Raw genomic sequence first — 14,891 nt, forward strand, 5'->3', positions numbered from 1 at the left:
CCTTCTTCCGGGCGTCGCGGTCTCGCGGCGGTCGCCGCGCGCGGGGGTCGGTGTCGTGGGTCCGGACCGGTGTGCGTCCGGCGGGGTCGGAGCGTTCGCGGGCTTCAGGGGGTTCAGGGGGTCAGGGAGGGGCCGAGGAGCCAGCCGGCGATCTCGCGGACGGCCCCGGAGCCCCCGGGGGTGGTCGTGACGGCGCGGGCGGCGCCGCGCACGACGTCGTGCGCGTTCGCCACCGCCACGGGCCAGCCGACGAGGCCGAAGCAGGGCAGGTCGTTCACGTCGTTGCCGACGTAGAGCACGCGCTCCGGCGCGACGCCCTCCTCCTCGCACCACTGCTTGAGGGCGCGGTCCTTGCGGTCGATGCCGTGCAGCACCGGCAGCTTGAGCTTCCGGGCACGGGCGGCGACGACCGTGTTGACCTCGGTGGAGAGGATCAGCACCGGCAGGCCCGCACGGCGCAGTGCGGCGATGCCGAGACCGTCGCCCCGGTGCACGGCGACCGTCTCCCGGCCGTCGGAGTCGACGTACACCCGGTCGTCGGTCTGGGTGCCGTCGAAGTCCAGGACGACCGCGTCGACGTCCTCGCGGCCCGGCAGGCTGCCCGCCCGGCGGGTGTCGAGCAGCGGGGCCAGCGCGCGGGCACGGGCCAGCTCGTGCGGGTCGTCGACCTCCAGGACGCGGGCCGGGTCGGTGCGCACCAGGTCGGTGCGGCCGAAGAAGCGGTGCCCGGCGGCGCGGAACCCGTCGGCCCGCATGGCGTAGGCGGCGCCCGTCTCCAGGAAGTCCTGTGGGCGGTCCTGGCGGCGCGGGCGGTGGGCCTTGTCGTGGTTGACGCCCTCTCCCCCGGCCCGCCCGTCCGGCTCGCGCCACACGAAGCCGTGGAACGGCGCGACCGTCAGGGCCGAGTCGGCGCCGTCGGCCAGGACGGCGGCGGCCACCCCGGCGACGTCGGCCCGGTCGAGGAACGGGCTGGTGCACTGCACGAGGAGCACGACGTCGACGCTGCGGCCCTGCTGGGCCTCGAAGACGTCCATCGCGTGCAGGACGGCCGCCTCGCTGGTCGCGGTGTCGCCCGCGATGTCGGCGGGCCGCTCGACGGCGACGGCGCCCGCCTCGCGGGCGACGGTGGCGATGGCCGGGTCGTCGGTGGAGACGACGACGTCCGTGACGTGCCCGGCGGCCAGGCACTCGCGGACCGCGCGGGCCACGAGCGGCACACCGCCGACCGGCGCGAGGTTCTTGGCGGGCACGCCCTTGGAGCCGCCCCGGGCGGGGATCACGGCGAGGACGGTGGGTGGCACGGTGGCTCCTTGGCTCACGTTGCCGGCGGTGCGCTCGGCAGCGGCGGTCCGGTCGGCGACGCCGTCGGCGGGGCGGCGTCCTTCGGCGGGGCTCGTCGGGCCCTCGGCGGGCGTCACAGCTGCCCCATGCGGCGGATGACGGGCGCGACGCGCTGCACGCCCTGGCGGTAGGCACCGCGAGCGGCGCGGCGCACGACGCGGCGGGCGGCCCCGCCGAGTCCGGCGGACGACCCGGACGTGCCGGAGGTGTTCGGAGTGCCGTCGGGCGTCAGGCCGTAGCGGGCGAGGATGCCCGGCAGGTACCCCCCGGCGGTCACGGAGGTGTAGTACGGGTTGAGGGGCGGCAGTTCGTCGGCGAGCAGCTGGGCGAGCCGCTTGCGGGCGCCCTCGAAGGCCGACTCGTAGGGGCCGTAGGCGGCCCCCACGACACCGTGCCGCGCCGTCCAGTCCGGGTCGGCGCGCGGCACCTCCCCGGCGTCCAGCCGGTCCCAGGACGTCAGGCAGCCCGAGCCGACGAAGTGGTGGTTGCCCAGCGCCTCCCGGACGCCCAGGTCGGTGAGGACGGCGGTCGGGACGCCCCGGTGCAGCGACTCCAGGGCGGCCGTCGAGCTGACGGTGACGAGGACGTCGGTGCGGTCCAGCACCTCGCCCATGTGCCCGTAGACGAGGCGGCAGTTGTCGGGCAGACCGCCCGGCAGCCGCTCGGCCAGCCGCTGGTAGGGCAACTCCTCGATGTGCGTGGTCTGCTCGCCCGGCTTGCTGCGCAGCTTGACCAGCACCTCGCGCTCCGGATGCAGCCGGGCGTGGCCGACGGCCCGCTGGAGCAGGTACAGCCGGTCCCTGCGCACCTCCGGCACGGAGGGCTGGACGGCGAACGTCACCGTGTACGGCCGCTCGTCGGACGGGGCGTAGGGCGTCCCGCCGAGAAAGGGCAGCGCGCACTCCACGACGCTGCCGGTACGGGTGCCGACACCCGCGTAGACGTCCCGGAACCGGTCGGCGTCGTAGGCCGAGTTGGCCAGCACCATGTCGGCGCCGTTGCGCAGGAGGAGCCCGTCGGCCAGCTTCTCGTAGACGACGCCGACGTACCCGGTGACGACCACGGGCCGGCGCGTCCGGCCCTGCCACTGGTTGGCCAGACCGTGCAGCATCGCCTGCACGGCGCCGCCCACACAGGCGAGGACGACGGCGTCGTACGCGCCCTCCGCGCCCGCCTCCGCCAGGAACTCGGCGGTCGTCACCTCACGGACGTGGGCGTCCCGCACTCCGGTGTCCTGGAGCTGGCGGGCGGTGGGCGTGGCCCGGCCCCGCAGCAGCATCCCGTCGACGACGGCGCTCCCCGAGGGCCCGGCGAGGCGCTGCGCGGTGAGCGCACCCCACTTCCACCGGGTGTCGGAGTCGGCGAGCACGGCGACGCGCAGGAGGCGTTCGGCGGACCCGGGAACGGTTGGTTCTGGCACGTCGCCGACGCTAGGAACCGTTTCCGCAGGACTGCCCAACACCGGGGCAACGGCGGGTTAACAGGACTTCGCCGATTGGCCAACCAGCCTTTTTCCGGGCACAGTTCACGGCTCGTACACCGCGAGTTCAGCTACCGGCGGCCACCCGGCCACCCACCGCGCGCGCCGCACGCCCCCGGCGGCCCCGGACGTTCACCACCCGTTCGACCCGCACGGCGTTTCAACGAGACGAGGGACGGCGCGGGGAGCACCACAGGGAGCCGCCCGCGCGCCATCCGGCGGAAGGAGGGACCCGGCCACGCGGTGAACGCTGGGTGCGCGCAGCTCGACGTTCCGCCGGGCGGATCTACTGCCGGGAGAGTCCGGCGGGGTCGATCGCCACCGGGAAGGGGACGTCCAGGTGAGTGGTCGCGCCCGCGAGCGCGGTCGCCCGCTCCACGTACCGGCCGCCCTGCAACGCGTACACGACGAGCATCGGAGCCGGATCGAACTCCAGACGCCAGAAGTGCGGGATGGCCGCCTCCGCGTACAGCATCGGTTTGAACTTCCGGTCCACGGTGCGGTTGCCGGGGGAGACGAGCTCGACCACCAGCTGAACACCTTCGGCCTCGACGCTGACACCGTCCTCGGCGGTCGCTCCGGCATCGGCCACCACGAGGTCGGGGACCACGAGACCGGAAGGCAGGATGACGTTGATGGCCTCCAGGACCTCGACCGGTGCTTCGGCCGCCGTGGCCGCCGCGTGGAGGATCATGGCGAGGCGGAGCGAGGCCCGCTGGTGGCGGATGCCGGGCGCGGGGGACATGACGAGGGACTCCCCCAGCAGTTCGTAGCGCGTGGTGCGGTCTTCGGGCAGGGCGAGGACGTCGGCGACGGTCCAGGGCCCCGTGTGGTCAAGGGCTACGGTCATGTCCTCTTCACCTCCTCGTCCACCCGACCCCCGCAGGTGTCCCGGCGGGCGGTACAGGACCAGCATACGGGCGTCCCCGCCGGGTGGGGTCGGATCCGGCGGGGCATGCGGCGGTCAGCGGTTGAGTTCGGTTGCGAGGGCTCGGGCGGAGTCCTGAGTGAAGGTGCCGGAGATCTGCAGCCGTCCGTCGCGCAGCGGTGCGGCGACGCTGGGGGCGGACAGCACACGCGGTTCGGCCTCCCACTCGCCGAGGACGATGGCGAGCCGGTTCTGCGGCGGGGACTGCGTCGAGAGGCGCTCGGTCAGCTCCCCGAACCGCTCGGCGTCCGCACCGGCGAGCGAGACGTTGACGAGCCAGGTCCCCTGCTCCTCGGCGAACTCCGCCTCCGCCTCGACCGGGCCGGTGACGCGCAACGCCGTGTCCTCCTGGACGCCGTAGCAGACCGGGGATTCCGGATCGTTCGTGTCCGCCAGCCAGGTGCCCTCCTGCGCCGAGGAGGGGCAGGCGCCGGGCGTCGACGTCCGGACGGGGGCGAACGCGAGCGGCGGCGCGTCACCGGCGCTCGACTCCGGCGAGGCCGCCGAGGAGGGCTGCCCGGTCGGCCCGGCCTCACGGTCGTCGGTGGCGGTGTTCGAGGAACAGGCGGCGAGCGCGAGGACGGCGACCGCCGCGGCGGCCCTCAGGGCAACGGCGCGAAACGGGATCTCCTGCATGACGGGAGTGTGCCAGGCCCTGGGCCCGGCGCGGGACGCGCTCGCGGGAACCACGGGAGGCTTGCGGCGAACCGCGGGAGAGGGAGATTGGGGCGCGGGCGGGATCGGGGGAACATATCCCGCCCGCGCCAATGCGCGGACCCGTCGGTACGGGGGGAACCTCGGGTGGCGCGCTCGCCGATGACCAGTCGGCTCACTCTGTACTGCGCCGAGGTGTCGAAAAACGTTACTCGGGGGTCTGCGCGGAACCGGAAGGCGTCGTGGAGGGCCGCCCGGAGGCCGAGCCCGAGGGGCTCGCCCCGGGGCTGGAACCGCTGGTGGGGGCCGGGTTCGTGGGCGAAGGCGTGGGCGTGGGCGTGGGGGTGGGGGTGGGTGTGGGGTCAGGGCTGGGCGGATCGGTCACCTCGTCGCCGCCCTCCAAGTCGTCACCGCCTTCCAGGCCGTCACCACCTTCGAGGTCGTCGCCACCCTCCAAGTCGTCGCCGCCCTCCAGGCCGTCACCGCCCTCCAGGCCGTCACCACCTTCGAGGTCGTCACCGCCCTCCAGACCGTCACCGCCTTCGAGACCGTCGCCGCCCTCCAGGCCGTCACCGGGGTTCTCCGGTCCGGAGTCGGGGCCGTCGGGCCGGGGGTGGCCGGAATCGCCGTCCCCGTCGTGCCCGCCGTACTCACCGCAGAAGTCGGCGACGTGGTGCGGGCCGCCGGCCGCTTCGGTCAGCATGCGGCGCTCACCGGAACCGAGCTGCTGGGACTCGTGGGCCGTGCACAGGGCGACCGCCAGTCTGCGGTCCTTCTCCGTGCGGGGCGGGCCGGTCAGTTCACCGTCCTCCAGGAGTTCCTCCAGGCGGTCCTCCAGACGTCCGGCCTCGCCACCGTCCCGGCCGCCCGGTTCGCCGCGAGAGCCCTCGGCCACGTCGCCGCCCTCGGACGGGCGTCCCCCGGTGTCGGGACCGTCCGGGCCGGAGCCGTCCGCGCCGGGGGACGGGGCGGCCTCGCCGCCGGGGCCGGCGTTCTGCCCGCCGTCGTCCCGCTCGTCCGGCGCGGTGGCCGTGTCGGAGGGGCTGAGGGGTGAGGTGGCCGACGCCCCGGGCACGCGGGTGGGTTCGGCGAAGGGCTTCGTGAGGGCCCCGGTGGTGGCGGCCACCGCGACGCCGCCGACCGCGCACCCGGCGAGCGCGACCGCGAGCGCGGCGCGCAACGGCCGCCCCGTGCGGAGCAACGCGCGCCGTCCGACGGCGAGGGGGGAGTCGTCCAGCCCGTCACTGCGCAGCACCTGGTCCTGGGCCCAGGTCTTCCGGGCGTCCCGGAAGGCGGCGAGTGCGGCGGCCTCTCCGGGCAGTTCACCAGATTCCGGGCATCCCGGGGCCAGCTCGCCCAGCACGTCGGCGAGCCGCTCGGCGCCTCCCGTCACGGGAACGCCGTTCACCGCCGACGCGCCACCGGGTCTGGACGTTTCGGACGTTCCCCCCGGGTCTCCGCGCAGCAGCCGCTCCGCAGCCTCCTCGTCCAACCATGCGTACCGGTCGTCGGCCATCACGTCTTCCTCAGCGTCGGAGCCGCCCTTTCCGTCACACTGCGGGATTGGTTCAGCCGTTGATCAGGAATGGTTGCTTCCACTCCGTCGGCCCCGTCAGGTCCGTCGAGCAGCTCCGCCAGCTTACGCAGCCCCCGGTGCGCCGCCGTCCGCACGGCACCTGCGCGTTTGCCCAGGACAGCGGCGGCTCCTTTGGCGTCGAGGCCCACGACGACCCGCAGCACGACGGCCTCCGCCTGGTCGCGGGGGAGCTGGGATATGAGGGCCATCGTCCGTCCGGTACCGAGCGACGCGAGGGCCTCGTCGGCGGTGTCCACCCCGTCCGGCATGCCGGTCAGTTCACTCTCGTCCGCGCCCTGCACCGGACGACGGCCGCGGGCCCGGATGTGGTCGAGCGCCCGGTTGCGGGCGATGCGCGCCGTCCAGCCGCGGAACCGGTCGGCGTCACCGCTGAACCGATCCAGGTCGCGGGCTATCTGGAACCACGCCTCCGAGGCGACGTCCTCGGCGTCGGCCTCCGGCACGAGTGTCCTGACGTAGCCGAGCAGCCGAGGCTGCACAGCGCGGTACACGGTTCGGAAGGCGTCTTCGTCACCTTCCTGCGCCGCACCTAGCGCGGCGGTCAGCTCCGCGTCGTCCCCCTGCACGCTGCCCTGCCCTACTTTGCGTCGTTTCGCGACGGCCGGTCCCGGTCACACCCCTGGCCGGGCGCGCCTCGCTGCAAGAAATGTTCAAGCTTCGACCACTGTCGATGCGACCAGCAGGCTAGCCCTCCCGAGCACCCTCGTCCATGCCGGACCGGTGAGTAGGTGAACTTGCATCTGTACTTGCAGGTGTACTTGCATTCGCCGTAGGCCCCCTTGATAACCGGTCGATAACGGATGCCAGGGAGGGTGCCGCGCCTGTAACACATCGCCAACCGTTGGCGCAGAGAGAGGTACGGGCCGCCTGCGCAGTCCGTGAACGACGACGGCCGGGGTCTCTCCTGTGGGGGGTGGCGACCTCGGCCGTCCTCGTGTCCGGAACCGGCGGGTGGGTGCGAGCCGGTCAGTAGTAGCCGGTCTCGCCGTCGAGGATCTCGCGCATCGCGTCCAGATGGCCGACGTGCCGGGCCGTCTCCTCGATCATGTGGAACAGCACCCAGCGCAGCGACGCCGACGCGGCGCGGAAGTCCGGGTGCCGGCCCTTCTCGTCGAGTTCGTGGGCCGCGATGACCTCGTTCGAGCGCGCGCACTGCCGCTCGTAGTCCCGGAGGAGGTCGGCGAGCGGAACGTCGTCCACCCGCATGTCGGGGTCCTCGACATCCGGGGCGCTCTCGAACTTCGGCCCCTTGCCGGGCAGGCCCAGGAAGATCATCTCGAACCAGTCGCGCTCGACCCACCGCAGGTGGGCGACGAGGCCGGCGACCGTCATGGCCGGAGAGGACGGCAGGACCGGGCGGTGGGCGTCCTCCTCGGACAGGCCCGCGCACTTCCAGTGGACGATCGCGCGCTGCATGTCGAGCCAGCCGAGGAGCTGTGTCCGCTCGTCCGCGTCGTACGCGGGGCGGGTCCGGGGTGGTGTGGTCATGGCGAGCGACGGTACGCGCGCCGGGGCGCCTTCCGTAGTCCTTTTTCGACGGTACGCGCCGCCTCGGCCCGCACCGGGACCAGGCTGCGCGGGACCCGTGGCTCCTGCACGACGAGGTCGGGGCCGACGCGGGAGTCCGCCAGGGTGAGCGTCACGACCGGGCCGACGGGCCCGTCGGCACCGGACGCGAACGGGTCCCACATCAGGTCCCGGAGCCGGTGCCCCGGGCACACGGCGGACGTCGGCACGTCGACGGTGAGGGCCAGCGGCCGGTCACCGGTGACGCGCACGGAGTCCGCCTCCCGGTCCCGCTCGTCCTCCAGGCGGGGCGTGAGGCCGTCCGCGTACGCCATCAGGCCCTCGCCGTCCGCCCCGTGGAGCTCGACGGTCACCCCGTCCGGTGCGACCGGCGGCGTCAGCGCGAGAGGGTGCGTCTCGGGCACGACGAGGCTGAGGTGCACGGAGAAGCGTTCCGCGTCGTCCTCGATCTCGGCCACGTACCCGTGACCCTGGGACCGCAGGTACGGGGCCTCCGTGTCCGGCGGGGCGACGGCGGGCGGGCCTCCCGCGCCGCAGCCGTGCAGCCCCTCGGCCTGCGGCGCGACGCGTGCCGCCTCCGACGGTCGGTGCGGGGACCGGTATGCTCCCCCGTCGTTCAGCTGCGGCAGGACGAGGATCACCGCCACGAGCGGGACGTAGATCCGCAGCCGTGCCCGGCGGCCGACGGCGAACGGGTCGTGCGGCCGCTCGCCGCGCTCCCGGCCCAGGCCCCGGTCCCGTTTCCGCATGACACCCCTCCTCGGCGAGCGGACGGTAACACGTGCCGGGCAGGTCGTCCCAGGTCGCCGTGGCCCCCTCGTCCCGCCCACCCCGTCCGGGGACGGCCGCCTCCCGGGCGCGGCGGGCGGCCGTCCAGAATGGGGTCATGTCACGAGACGAGGGACGGGACCAGGACCGCTGTCCGTGCGGCCGCGCCACCCGCTACGCCGCGTGCTGCGGCCGCCTGCACGGCGGGACGGTGACGGCGGGCACCCCCGAGGAGCTGATGCGTTCGCGGTACGCCGCCTTCGTCGTGGGCGACACCGACTACCTGTTGCGCACCTGGCACCCCGACACCCGCCCCGCCGAGCTGCGGCTGGACGGCGAGCAGGCGTGGCTGCGCCTGGACGTGCTGTCCAGCACCGACGGCGGACCCTTCAACGCCGAGGGCACCGTGGAGTTCCGCGCCCACTACGCCGTCCCGGGCGGCGTCGGCTCGCTCCACGAACGCAGCCGCTTCGTGCGACACCGGGGCCGCTGGGTCTACGTCGACGGCGACGCCCCCTGACGCCGTCCGCTCAGTCGTCGACGCGGTCGGCCAGCTCGGTGAACTGCTCCCAGGACAACGTCGGTTCGGCCGGGTCCCACAGCTTCTGGGCGGTGGCGTTGAGGGGGAGGCGGATGCCGTCGGCGACCTGGGCCGGCGTCTGGGAACCCGCCAGGTCGCACCAGACGGCGAAGCGCCCACCGGGTATGCGGTCGGCGTTCGCGTACTCCTCGGGGACGGGCTCGCTGCCGCGCAGCACGTCGGGCGTCCACTCCTCGTAGATCGCCTCGCCGGTGGGGTAGGTGAACTCGTTGGGCTCGCCCAGCACGTAGTAGAGGTACTTGCTGTTGAGGTTGACGAGGTCCCACCCCTCCTGGAGGTAGGAGACCGGTTCGCGGGCCCCGAACTCGCGGCCGGTCCAGTAGGTGACCTCGCGCGGACGGCTGGGCCGCACCTCGCCGTCGGCGTGCATCCCGTCGTTCCAGACCTGCGGCAGCTTGCCCTGGTCGACGACGGTGGCCGCCCGGTCGTTGAGCCAGGCGGTGGCGAGGTCCTGGATGCCCGCCCCGGCGCCGTACTCCTCCTCGGCCGCCGCCTGGAGGTCGGGGAAGGACGCGGCGGGGTCGGAGCGCATCAGGGGGACGTACTCGTCGCCGCCGAGGTGGAACCAGGGGCTCGGGAAGAGCTCGGCGTACTCGTTCAGCAGGTCGTCGAGGATCTCGGCGGCCTCGGGGTCGGTGATGTCGATGGCACCGCGCACGGGCTCGCCGGAGGCGTCGCGGAGCTGGAGGTCGGGGTGGGCGGCGAGGACGGCGCCGAGGTGGCCCGGGGAGTCGACCTCCGGGATGACCGTGATGTGGAGGGACTCGGCGAGTGCGAGGAGGTCGCGGACCTCGTCCTTGGTCAGGTGCTGCTCGGAGACGACCTCCGGGTGGCTCTCGCTCTCGATGCGGAACCCCTGGTCGTCGGCGAAGTGCAGGTGGAGCTGGTTGAGCTTGAGATCCGCCATCTCGCGGAGCCGGTCCGCCAGCCAGTCGGCGCTGAAGTGCTTGCGGGCGGTGTCGATGAGCAGGCCGCGCTGCGGCCGGTCGGGTGAGTCGCGTATCTCGCCCTCGGACATCCGGTCCCGGTCGCGGAGCGACTGGACGAGCGTGCGGGTGCCGTAGAAGACGCCGGCGTCGGTGCGCCCGGTGATCTCGACCCGGCCGTCGGAGGTGTTCAGGACGTAGCCCTCCCGCCCGCCGAGTGCGTTCTCCTCAAGGGCCAGCTCGACGTCGCCGGCCCGCGCGGGGCCCTCGGAGGTCTCGACGTCGAGCTCACCGGCCAGGAGACGCGCCTCGTCGGCGAGCGGTCCGTCCGGGTCGGCGACGACGCGCGTCTCGTCGTCCGGCGCCCAGCCGGGCCCGCGGCCCTCGCTCCACTCGCGCACCGAGGGTATGGAGCGCGGTTCGGGTGCCGGGGACGGCCGGGGCGAGGGCGAGGCCGTCGTGCCGGGACCCGGCGGCGACGGCGGCTCGTCCTGGACCTGCGTGGCGGTGAAGACGCTGCCGGCGGCGACGGTGAGCGCGACGGCGCCCACGATGGCGTAGCGCTGCCGGGCGTGCCGCCGGTCGCTCGCGTGCCGTCCACTGGGCCGGGTGCCTCGGTTCGCCGCCATACCTCGCCACTGTAGGGCCGGACGGCGCACGGCTCTCGCCGAACGGAGCCGTTCCGGGCACGCCACGCCCCCCCCGGGCTCGCGGGCCCCTCCCCGACGGCTACGCGGTGTCCGGACCGGTCACGTACGGGTGAAATTCGCACATCCGTCGATGCCTGTCCGGGCTCGCCCGTTACGGTGGCCCGTAAGGGGTCCGTGTCGACACCCGGGTCGTGGGGGTCATCCGGGTCGCCCGGGTGGCCCGCACGTCCGACCGACGACCCGCGTCGCGTCCCCTCCCCCATTCGCCCGTCCGCCCGAGGAGCCCATGCGCCTGCCCGCCCAGCGCGGCCCGCGCACCCCGCTCGGCCGGCTGAACGCCGCGCCCGCCGAGGTCGCCGTGGCCGTCCTGCTCTCCTGCTGCGGCAGTCGGCGATGGGCCGAACTGCTCGCCGGAAACCGTCCGTATCCGGATGTGCACGCGCTGCTGGCGGCCGCCGACGAGGCGAGCTACGACCTGCGGGAGGTCGACGTCGCCGAGGCGCTGGCGGCGGAGTCGGCGACGCACGGGCCGCTGGGCGACGGGCCCGGCGCCCGGGCCGCGCGCACGGCGCTGCGGGCGGCGCAGGCGGAGTACGAAAGCACGTTCGGGCACGCGTTCGTGATCTGTCTGGACGAGCTGCCACCGGGGGAACACCTGAACGAGACGCTCTCCGCCCTGCGGGCCCGACTGGCGCACGACGCCGAGCAGGAGCGGGCCGTGGCGGGGGACGAGCTGCGCCGACTCGCCCGTACGCGGCTGCGACGCCTGCTGCGGAACCACCTCGCCCCCGGCGGTCTCAGCCCGCAGACGCCTCACGGTCCGTAGTCCGTCCGTGCCTGATTGATCACACCTTCGCCCCCCACGCAAGCGAACCGACAAGGCGTCGCTACGATGGCCGCGGCCGGTGGACCGTACCCGGCCGGGCCCGACCGACACTGAAGCCGGCAGGCCCTTTCCCCGCTCCCGGAGGGTATTTCCGTGCCGGCTGGAACGCTGTACCGCGGCCGGGAAGGCATGTGGTCCTGGGTGGCTCACCGAGTCACCGGCGTCCTCATTTTCTTCTTCCTGTTCGTGCATGTCCTGGACACGTCACTCGTCCGGGTCTCGCCCGAGGCCTACGACGACACCATCGCGGTCTACAAGAACCCCGTGGTCGCCCTGATGGAGTACGGCCTGGTGGCCGCCGTGCTGTTCCACGCGCTCAACGGCCTGCGGGTCATCGCCGTGGACTTCTGGTCCAAGGGCGCCCGCTACCAGAAGCAGATGCTGTGGACCGTCGTCGGCATCTGGACCGTGCTGATGGCGGGGGCCTTCTGGCCCGTCCTCTCGCACGCCTTCCACGAAGTCTTCGGGAGCTGAGCACGATGTCCGTGATCATCGACGCAGACGGCAACACACCGTCGCCCGACAACCCGGCGCCCGTCATCGAGGCGCCCCGTGCCCGTACCGCACGGTCGCCGAAGTCCACGCGCGGGAACTTCGAGCTGTACGGCTGGCTCTTCATGCGCGTCTCGGGCGTGCTCCTGACCGTCCTGGTCATCGGCCACCTGCTCATCCAGCTCGTGCTGGACGGCGGCGTGAGCCGGATCGGCTTCGCCTTCGTCGCCGGCCGCTGGGCGTCCCCGTTCTGGCAGGCCTGGGACCTGACGATGCTGTGGCTGGCCACCCTGCACGGCGCCAACGGCCTGCGCACGGTCATCAACGACTACGCCGAGCGGCCGGGCACCCGGTTCTGGCTCAAGTGGCTGCTGTACGCCGCGACCGTATTCACCGTCCTCCTGGGCACGCTGGTGATCTTCACCTTCGACCCGAACATCCGCTGAGGGCTGAGGTAACCCGCTGATGAAGATCCACAAGTACGACACCGTCATCGTCGGCGCCGGTGGCGCAGGCATGCGGGCGGCGATCGAGTCGACGAAGCGCTGCCGCACCGCCGTCCTCACCAAGCTCTACCCGACGCGCTCGCACACCGGCGCCGCGCAGGGCGGCATGGCCGCCGCCCTCGCGAACGTCGAGGAGGACAACTGGGAGTGGCACACCTTCGACACGGTCAAGGGCGGTGACTACCTGGTCGACCAGGACGCCGCCGAGATCCTGGCGAAGGAGGCCATCGACGCCGTCCTCGACCTGGAGAAGATGGGCCTGCCGTTCAACCGGACCCCGGACGGCACCATCGACCAGCGCCGCTTCGGCGGCCACAGCCGCAACCACGGCGAGGCGCCGGTGCGCCGCTCCTGCTACGCGGCGGACCGCACCGGTCACATGATCCTCCAGACGCTGTACCAGAACTGCGTCAAGGAGGGCGTGGAGTTCTTCAACGAGTTCTACGTCCTGGACCTGCTGCTCACCGAGGTGGACGGCGTCAAGCGCACCGCCGGCGTCGTGGCCTACGAGCTGGCCACCGGCGAGGTGCACGTCTTCCAGGCCAAGTCGGTCGTCTTCGCCTCCGGCGGCAACGGCAAGTTCTTCAAGGTCTCCTCCAACGCCCACACCCTCACCGGTGACGGGCAGGCCGCCGCGTTCCGGCGCGGGCTGCCGCTGGAGGACATGGAGTTCTTCCAGTTCCACCCGACCGGCATCTGGCGCATGGGCATCCTGCTCACCGAGGGTGCGCGCGGTGAGGGCGGCATCCTGCGGAACAAGGACGGCGAGCGCTTCATGGAGAAGTACGCGCCCGTCATGAAGGACCTCGCCTCGCGCGACGTCGTCTCGCGCTCCATCTACACCGAGATCCGCGAGGGCCGGGGCTGCGGGCCGGAGGGCGACCACGTCTTCCTGGACCTCACCCACCTGCCGCCGGAGCAGCTCGACGCCAAGCTGCCGGACATCACCGAGTTCGCCCGGACCTACCTGGGCATCGAGCCCTACACGGACCCGATCCCGATCCAGCCGACCGCGCACTACGCGATGGGCGGCATCCCGACCAACGTCAAGGGCGAGGTGCTGGCCGACAACACCACCGTCGTGCCGGGCCTGTACGCGGCCGGCGAGGTGGCCTGCGTCTCCGTGCACGGCGCGAACCGGCTGGGCACGAACTCGCTGCTCGACATCAACGTGTTCGGCCGCCGCGCCGGCATCGCCGCCGCCGAGTACGCCGCGACGGCGGACTTCGTCGAGCTGCCGGAGGGCCCGGAGACGTTCGTCGTCGAGGAGGTCGAGCGGCTGCGCGGCGCGACGGGCAGCGAGCGCGTCACCGACATCCGCAAGGCGCTCCAGGAGACCATGGACAAGAACGTCATGGTCTTCCGCACCGAGCAGACGCTGAAGGAGGCCGTGGCCGAGGTCGGCGCCCTGCGCGAGCGGTACCGGAACGTCAGCGTCCAGGACAAGGGCCGGCGGTTCAACACCGACCTGCTGGAGGCCATCGAGCTGGGCAACCTGCTGGAGCTGGCCGAGGTGACGGCGGTCTCCGCGCTGGCGCGCAAGGAGTCCCGCGGCGGTCACTACCGCGAGGACTACCCGAACCGTGACGACGTCAACTTCATGCGCCACACCATGGCGTACCGCGAGGTCGGCGACGACGGCACCGAGTCGATCCGGCTGGACTACAAGCCGGTCGTGACGACCCGCTACCAGCCGATGGAGCGTAAGTACTGATGAGCACCCCCACCCTGGACAAGTCCGACCAGGTCGAGGACGCGACGCCGTACATCACGGCCACGTTCCGCATCCGCCGGTTCAACCCCGAGGTGGCCGCCGAGGCCACCTGGGAGGACTTCACGATCGAGATCGACCCCAAGGAGCGCGTCCTGGACGCCCTCCACAAGATCAAGTGGGAGCTCGACGGGACGCTCACGTTCCGCCGCTCCTGCGCGCACGGCATCTGCGGTTCGGACGCCATGCGGATCAACGGGCGCAACCGGCTGGCGTGCAAGACGCTGATCAAGGACATCAACCCGGAGAAGCCGATCACCGTCGAGGCCATCAAGGGCCTCACCCTGCTCAAGGACCTGGTGGTCGACATGGAGCCGTTCTTCCAGGCGTACCGGGACGTGATGCCCTTCCTGGTGGCGAACGGCAACGAGCCGACGCGTGAGCGGCTGCAGAGCGCGGAGGACCGCGAGCGGTTCGACGACACGACCAAGTGCATCCTGTGCGCCGCCTGCACGTCCTCCTGCCCGGTCTTCTGGAACGACGGCCAGTACTTCGGCCCGGCGGCCATCGTCAACGCGCACCGGTTCATCTTCGACTCGCGTGACGACGCCGGCGAGCAGCGGCTGGAGATCCTCAACGACCGGGACGGCGTGTGGCGCTGCCGCACGACGTTCAACTGCACGGACGCCTGCCCGCGCGGTATCGAGGTCACGAAGGCGATCCAGGAGGTCAAGCGCGCGCTGATCACCCGGCGGTACTGAACCGGAATTCAACGTTCCGGCCGCTCGGAGGCGTCTTCCCCAGGGCCCCGGCCCGTCCCGCAC

General features: G+C 72.8%; 15 protein-coding genes. 6 read left to right on the forward strand and 9 right to left on the reverse strand.

The features are described 5' to 3' along the window. Window positions 1-113: 113 nt before the first annotated feature. The 8 genes from V6D49_RS08985 to V6D49_RS09020 all read right to left on the reverse strand — a co-directional run bounded on the left by V6D49_RS08985 (window position 114) and on the right by V6D49_RS09020 (window position 8,276). A complete protein-coding gene (locus tag V6D49_RS08985; protein WP_340563823.1) occupies window positions 114-1,301 on the reverse strand; it encodes an acylneuraminate cytidylyltransferase in 1,188 nt (395 codons plus the stop codon). Window positions 1,302-1,414: 113 nt separating this feature from the next. Continuing rightward, a complete protein-coding gene (locus tag V6D49_RS08990) occupies window positions 1,415-2,761 on the reverse strand; it encodes a DUF6716 putative glycosyltransferase (RefSeq protein ID WP_340558638.1) in 1,347 nt (448 codons plus the stop codon). 346 nt (window positions 2,762-3,107) lie between these two features. Further along, a complete protein-coding gene (locus V6D49_RS08995) occupies window positions 3,108-3,671 on the reverse strand; it encodes a Uma2 family endonuclease (RefSeq protein ID WP_340558640.1) in 564 nt (187 codons plus the stop codon). Between the two features lie 114 nt (window positions 3,672-3,785). After that, window positions 3,786-4,385 carry a SecDF P1 head subdomain-containing protein gene (locus V6D49_RS09000; protein ID WP_340558642.1) on the reverse strand — a complete coding sequence of 200 codons (600 nt, stop codon included), beginning with the start codon at window positions 4,383-4,385 and terminating at the stop codon, window positions 3,786-3,788. A 226-nt stretch (window positions 4,386-4,611) separates the two neighbouring features. Next, entirely contained in the window at window positions 4,612-5,919 is a 1,308-nt protein-coding gene (locus tag V6D49_RS09005) for a hypothetical protein (protein WP_340558644.1), read from the reverse strand. Further along, entirely contained in the window at window positions 5,919-6,566 is a 648-nt protein-coding gene (locus V6D49_RS09010; RefSeq protein WP_340558646.1) for an RNA polymerase sigma factor, read from the reverse strand. Before V6D49_RS09010 ends, V6D49_RS09005 begins: the two co-directional genes overlap by 1 nt. A gap of 400 nt (window positions 6,567-6,966) precedes the next feature. Then, window positions 6,967-7,488, reverse strand: coding sequence for a DinB family protein (locus V6D49_RS09015; RefSeq protein WP_340558647.1), 522 nt, complete (start codon window positions 7,486-7,488; stop codon window positions 6,967-6,969). After that, entirely contained in the window at window positions 7,485-8,276 is a 792-nt protein-coding gene (locus V6D49_RS09020; RefSeq protein WP_340558649.1) for a hypothetical protein, read from the reverse strand. Before V6D49_RS09020 ends, V6D49_RS09015 begins: the two co-directional genes overlap by 4 nt. A gap of 137 nt (window positions 8,277-8,413) precedes the next feature. Between V6D49_RS09020 and V6D49_RS09025 the strand changes: the two genes are divergently transcribed. Next, the gene (locus V6D49_RS09025) at window positions 8,414-8,815 is read left to right on the forward strand and encodes a YchJ family protein (protein WP_340558650.1); all 402 of its coding nucleotides are present in this window, start codon (window positions 8,414-8,416) and stop codon (window positions 8,813-8,815) included. Window positions 8,816-8,825: 10 nt separating this feature from the next. Here the strand turns inward: V6D49_RS09025 and V6D49_RS09030 are convergent, their stop codons facing one another. Continuing rightward, complete coding sequence (locus tag V6D49_RS09030) at window positions 8,826-10,451, reverse strand: beta-N-acetylhexosaminidase (RefSeq protein ID WP_340558651.1); 1,626 nt, start codon at window positions 10,449-10,451, stop codon at window positions 8,826-8,828. A gap of 307 nt (window positions 10,452-10,758) precedes the next feature. Here V6D49_RS09030 and V6D49_RS09035 point away from each other — a divergent pair, with 307 nt between their 5' ends. The 5 genes from V6D49_RS09035 to V6D49_RS09055 all read left to right on the forward strand — a co-directional run bounded on the left by V6D49_RS09035 (window position 10,759) and on the right by V6D49_RS09055 (window position 14,828). Further along, window positions 10,759-11,298, forward strand: coding sequence for a 2-oxo-4-hydroxy-4-carboxy-5-ureidoimidazoline decarboxylase (locus V6D49_RS09035; protein WP_340558652.1), 540 nt, complete (start codon window positions 10,759-10,761; stop codon window positions 11,296-11,298). A 153-nt stretch (window positions 11,299-11,451) separates the two neighbouring features. Next, the gene (gene sdhC, locus V6D49_RS09040) at window positions 11,452-11,832 is read left to right on the forward strand and encodes a succinate dehydrogenase, cytochrome b556 subunit (protein ID WP_191209615.1); all 381 of its coding nucleotides are present in this window, start codon (window positions 11,452-11,454) and stop codon (window positions 11,830-11,832) included. 5 nt (window positions 11,833-11,837) lie between these two features. Then, window positions 11,838-12,296, forward strand: coding sequence for a succinate dehydrogenase hydrophobic membrane anchor subunit (locus V6D49_RS09045; protein WP_191209616.1), 459 nt, complete (start codon window positions 11,838-11,840; stop codon window positions 12,294-12,296). A gap of 19 nt (window positions 12,297-12,315) precedes the next feature. Next, the gene (gene sdhA, locus V6D49_RS09050; protein ID WP_340558653.1) at window positions 12,316-14,070 is read left to right on the forward strand and encodes a succinate dehydrogenase flavoprotein subunit; all 1,755 of its coding nucleotides are present in this window, start codon (window positions 12,316-12,318) and stop codon (window positions 14,068-14,070) included. Then, window positions 14,070-14,828 carry a succinate dehydrogenase iron-sulfur subunit gene (locus tag V6D49_RS09055; protein ID WP_191209618.1) on the forward strand — a complete coding sequence of 253 codons (759 nt, stop codon included), beginning with the start codon at window positions 14,070-14,072 and terminating at the stop codon, window positions 14,826-14,828. Before sdhA ends, V6D49_RS09055 begins: the two co-directional genes overlap by 1 nt. The last annotated feature ends 63 nt before the right edge of the window (window positions 14,829-14,891 follow it).

The sequence above is a fragment of the Streptomyces sp. GSL17-111 genome (assembly GCF_037911585.1).
Lineage (GTDB): Bacteria > Actinomycetota > Actinomycetes > Streptomycetales > Streptomycetaceae > Streptomyces.

Excerpts from the sequence above, each read along its gene's own strand:
- V6D49_RS08995 (WP_340558640.1), bottom strand. The coding sequence starts at position 3,671 with ATGACCGTAGCCCTTGACCACACGGGGCCCTGGACCGTCGCCGACGTC.
- V6D49_RS09000 (WP_340558642.1), bottom strand. The coding sequence starts at position 4,385 with ATGCAGGAGATCCCGTTTCGCGCCGTTGCCCTGAGGGCCGCCGCGGCG.
- V6D49_RS09005 (WP_340558644.1), bottom strand. The coding sequence starts at position 5,919 with ATGGCCGACGACCGGTACGCATGGTTGGACGAGGAGGCTGCGGAGCGG.
- V6D49_RS09015 (WP_340558647.1), bottom strand. The coding sequence starts at position 7,488 with ATGACCACACCACCCCGGACCCGCCCCGCGTACGACGCGGACGAGCGG.
- V6D49_RS09020 (WP_340558649.1), bottom strand. The coding sequence starts at position 8,276 with ATGCGGAAACGGGACCGGGGCCTGGGCCGGGAGCGCGGCGAGCGGCCG.
- V6D49_RS09025 (WP_340558650.1), top strand. The coding sequence starts at position 8,414 with ATGTCACGAGACGAGGGACGGGACCAGGACCGCTGTCCGTGCGGCCGC.
- V6D49_RS09030 (WP_340558651.1), bottom strand. The coding sequence starts at position 10,451 with ATGGCGGCGAACCGAGGCACCCGGCCCAGTGGACGGCACGCGAGCGAC.
- V6D49_RS09035 (WP_340558652.1), top strand. The coding sequence starts at position 10,759 with ATGCGCCTGCCCGCCCAGCGCGGCCCGCGCACCCCGCTCGGCCGGCTG.
- V6D49_RS09045 (WP_191209616.1), top strand. The coding sequence starts at position 11,838 with ATGTCCGTGATCATCGACGCAGACGGCAACACACCGTCGCCCGACAAC.
- sdhA (WP_340558653.1), top strand. The coding sequence starts at position 12,316 with ATGAAGATCCACAAGTACGACACCGTCATCGTCGGCGCCGGTGGCGCA.
- V6D49_RS09055 (WP_191209618.1), top strand. The coding sequence starts at position 14,070 with ATGAGCACCCCCACCCTGGACAAGTCCGACCAGGTCGAGGACGCGACG.